Source organism: Micromonospora sp. CPCC 206060, from assembly GCF_036906895.1.
Lineage (GTDB): Bacteria > Actinomycetota > Actinomycetes > Mycobacteriales > Micromonosporaceae > Micromonospora.
The window spans coordinates 1-3,855 of the sequence record NZ_JBAKHU010000162.1 but is presented as its reverse complement, the minus strand read 5'-3'; the positions used below and the strand labels follow the sequence as shown (position 1 = coordinate 3,855).

1 protein-coding gene and 1 pseudogene are annotated in these 3,855 nt (G+C 70.5%); one reads left to right on the top strand and one right to left on the bottom strand.

Annotation, left to right across the window (positions count from 1 at the left end; genetic code table 11):
* The first annotated feature begins 216 nt into the window (after positions 1-216).
* Positions 217-2,199 (top strand): AfsR/SARP family transcriptional regulator, encoded by a 1,983-nt coding sequence (locus V6U90_RS32690; RefSeq protein WP_334444928.1) that lies wholly within the window; start codon positions 217-219, stop codon positions 2,197-2,199.
* 271 nt (positions 2,200-2,470) lie between these two features.
* On the opposite strand, the pseudogene V6U90_RS32685 reads toward V6U90_RS32690, so the two are convergent.
* Positions 2,471-3,793 (bottom strand): annotated as a pseudogene (locus V6U90_RS32685) (hypothetical protein); the annotation flags it as partial.
* Positions 3,794-3,855: the final 62 nt, after the last annotated feature.

Here is a 3,855-nt window from a genome sequence, read left to right as displayed (position 1 = left end):
ACTATGAGCGATCGACCATCCGCGCCCTGGAGGACCAGGCCGCATAACCGAGTCCTCCACGATCCCAGGGGATTGACAGACCGCGACGCGCTGGTAGTCGAAACCGGGAATGGCAAAAGTCATGGTCGTCCCTTTCTCGTCCGGTGGACGGTTCCAATGTGCCGGTCGCGGATGAGCAAACGATGAGCGCGACACGTTGAGCCGAGGCACGGAAGGGTGGTTCGATCAGTGCAGGTCAGGTTCGGTGTTCTCGGGCCGGTTGTCGCCTGGGACGGCGTCGGCGCACCGATAGATCTGAAAGGGCCGAAACACCGTGCGGTGCTGGCGCGACTCGTCGTCGCGCGCGGCCGGGTCGTACCGGTCAGCCGCCTCGTCGACGACCTGTGGCAGGAGCCCCCACCAGGCGCGGTGGGCGCCGTCCGCACGTTCGTAGCCGCGTTACGGCGCGCGCTGGAGCCGCAACGCCCACCGCGCGAGCCGGCCCGGTTGCTGGTCACCGAGGGCCCGGGCTACGCGCTTCGGTCGGCGCCGGACGCAGTCGACGCCTGGCGGTTCGAGGACGCGGTCGCCGCCACGTCCACGGCGCCCCCGCACGCGGCACTCGAGCGGCTCGATCGTGCCCTGAGCTGGTGGCGGGGGCCCGCGTACGCCGGCTTCGACGTCGAGCCGTGGGCGCGCGTCGAGCGTTCCCGCCTCGAACAGCTCCGGCTGAACACGATCGAGCAACGGGCCGAGGCGCAACTGGCTGTCGGGCGTGCCTCCGACGTCGTACCGGATCTCGACGCCCACGTGGCTGAGCATCCGTGGCGGGAGGAGGCGTGGCGGCTGCTGGCGCTTGCCCTGTACCGCGCGGGTCGCCAGGGTGATGCGCTTGCGGTACTGCGCCGAGCCCGCAGCCTGCTCCTGGAGCAGCTCGGCATCGATCCGAGCCCACAACTGCGTCGCCTGGAGACCGACATCCTCCGCCAGGCCGATCGGGTCAGCTATGGTCCCGGTTCGTCGGGACCGGAACGGGTCTGGGCGGAGACCGCGGCGGCATACGACCGTACTGTGGCGTCCGGTTCCGGGGCTCGACTGGAGTCCACGGTCGGCCTGCTGCGAAGTCTCGCCGTCACGGGGGCCAGCGGACTCACGGCGGCGCGGGAGCAGCGGATCGCCGCCATCGCTGCGGCCGAGCAGTTGGGCGATCCTGAGCTCACCGCCCGGGTAATCGGCGGCTACGACGTGCCCGCAATCTGGACGCGCTCGGATGATCCGGCACAGGCGGCGCAGATCGTGGCGGCGGCCGAGCGGGCCCTGTCCGCCTTTCGGCCCGGCTCGTCCGAGGCCACCCGAGCCCGACTGCTGGCCACGATCGCGGTGGAGTCACGCGGTACGCGCGCGGCGCGCGGGCCCGAGGCGGCCCAGGAGGCTGAGCGGATCGCGCGCCGCTTGGGCGACCCGGGCCTGCTGGCCTTCGCTCTGAACGGCGTGTTCATGCAGAACTTTCACCGCGCGGGCCTGGCTCCCGAGCGGGACGAGATCGGCGCCGAGCTGGTCGCGCTCTCCGCCCGACACAGCGTGGTGACGTTCGAGATCCTCGGTCATCTCATCCGACTACAGGCCCGCAGCGCGCTCGCGGACTTCGCCACCGGCGACCAGCACGCCGCCGCAGCGGACCGGCTCGCCGAGCGGCACGACCGCCCCCTGGTCGGCGTGTTCACCCAGTGGTACCGCGCACTGCGACTGGCCGCGACCGGGTCGTCGCCACAGGCTGCGGAAGCCGCCTACCGCGACGCGGCGGCACAGCTCGCCAACGCCGGCATGCCCGGCGTCGAGCGTGGCCACCTACCGCTGGCCCTGCTGTGCCTTCGCGTGTGGCACGGCGACCCGGTCCGCTTCGGCGATGACACCGACTGGGGCCCTTACGCCCCCTGGGCGCGCCCGCTCGTCCTGCTGGCCCGGGACCGCCCGGCCGATGCCGCCGCAGCGCTGCGTCAGACCCCGGATCCGCCGCGCGACCTGCTGTTCGAGGCCCTGTGGTGCCTCACCGCCCAGGCTGCTATCGCCCTGGACGACCGGACGGCGATGAAACACGCCCGGACCGAACTCACGCCGGCCGCCAACGAGCTGGCCGGGGCCGGTAGCGGCATGCTCACCGTCGGCCCCGTCTCACGTTATCTCGACCACCTCGACGCGGCCCTCAGCCGCCGTCGATGAGCCGGAGACCTGGCCATGAGATCCAGGTCGTCCCCGATCGTCAGGCCACGGTCGCAGGTCAATGAAACAAGTAGCCGATGTGAGTGCGTCGTCGAGGCAGCGTGGCGCCTGCTTCCTCGGTCAGATCGGGATGTGGGCCGGAAGATTCCTGCGGCTCGCCGGCGAGGGCCGAGGAGAGCGCGGGCGCTGAATACCAGATCCTCCGCTTGCGCGGAGGTCCCGAATCGAACGGAATAGCAGGAAGCGCCCGCATGGCCTCGGCCGTCGCCGCTTACGCAGGGATCAGCTCACCGAGCCGATCGAGAGTATATGCCTCCGACCCATCCGGTAGGTCCTCGGGCGCCTCGGTGCCGACGAACGTGACCGGCTCGTCCGGCAACCGGCCGTTCCACGTCATCACCTCGGCCCGCGTGCGCCAACGGTCGACAAGGTAGGACACGGTGAGGTAACGCCGCTCCATCAGTGCTCGTACCCGGTCGGCCGTGGTGAACGTGTTCTCCTCCACCCGGTTGAACGACGGCCTACCCCGCAGGTACAGGTGCAGCCACACCGCCTGCCAGCCACGCTCGCTCCTGGCGAACACCATCGGCAACGCGACCCGGCCCTGGCCGCGTAGGTGCGAACGCGCCCGCACGGTCCGCGCGTCGAATGGGGCGCCGCGTTGGTGCCGTGTGCGGGTCTGGTATCCGAACATCGACTCGGCGACCTCGTCGAACGACTCGCCCGCATAGACGTACACCTGCGGAACCACGTAGTGCCCGTGAACTGTCAGGGGCACGTCGATGAACTCGGTCGCACCGTTCGTCGCGTCGGTGATGTCGCCGGAATGCACCACACCGTCGTGGTGGTAGTTCGTCCACGACACCTGGCCCGCACTGTGGAACTCGTCGTCGAGCAGCAACACCGACAGGTCATAGTCGGTGCGACGACTGGCCTGGCGCCAGTACGTGAAGAAGCGCAGCAGCTCACCGGATATCAATGCCCGCGAGCCCCTCGGCAGGACCGCGAAACCGCCTTCGGTCGCCTTGCCGGACAGCGGCAGTGCGACGTCGAGCACCTCCGGGTCCACCACCAGCGGTCGTTCCGGCTCCGGCAGCCGGGCGCTGATCTCGGCGTCGAGCAGCGACGACAGCTCGGCCACCAGCCCGGCCGGCAGCGGTGGCCGCTCGTCGGGACCGACCCACGCGTTGCGCGAGCGGCTCGCGTACATCCGGGCGGACACGGGCGTCAGCCGGTTGTCGACATGCTCCCGCAGCGAAAGGAGCACCCGGCCCGACGCCGAGCCGAGCGCACCGGTGACTGCTTCGACAACAGCAGTTCGCTCCGACGCCGACGCCAGCCGCAGCAACCGGTCCGCAGATCGCAGGAGCAGGCCCGGCGCAGCCGACAGCACCGACGCGGCCGGACCGATCGCTCCGGCGCGGATCGCCGCCTCCGCACGACCGGCGAGGTTGCGTACCCGCCGCTCGCCACGCGCGACCGCGAACACCTTCTGCGCATGCGGCCACTGGTCGTACTCATGCGGGTGCAGCCGTTCCCCGAGCCGCTTCCACCGCTCCGCGTAGCGCACGACGTCACCGAGCTTGTCCGGGCTACAGACCTTGAATGGTCAGGTTGTCTCGGGTTCGAGGGTCAGTCCGGTGTGTGCGAGGAAGC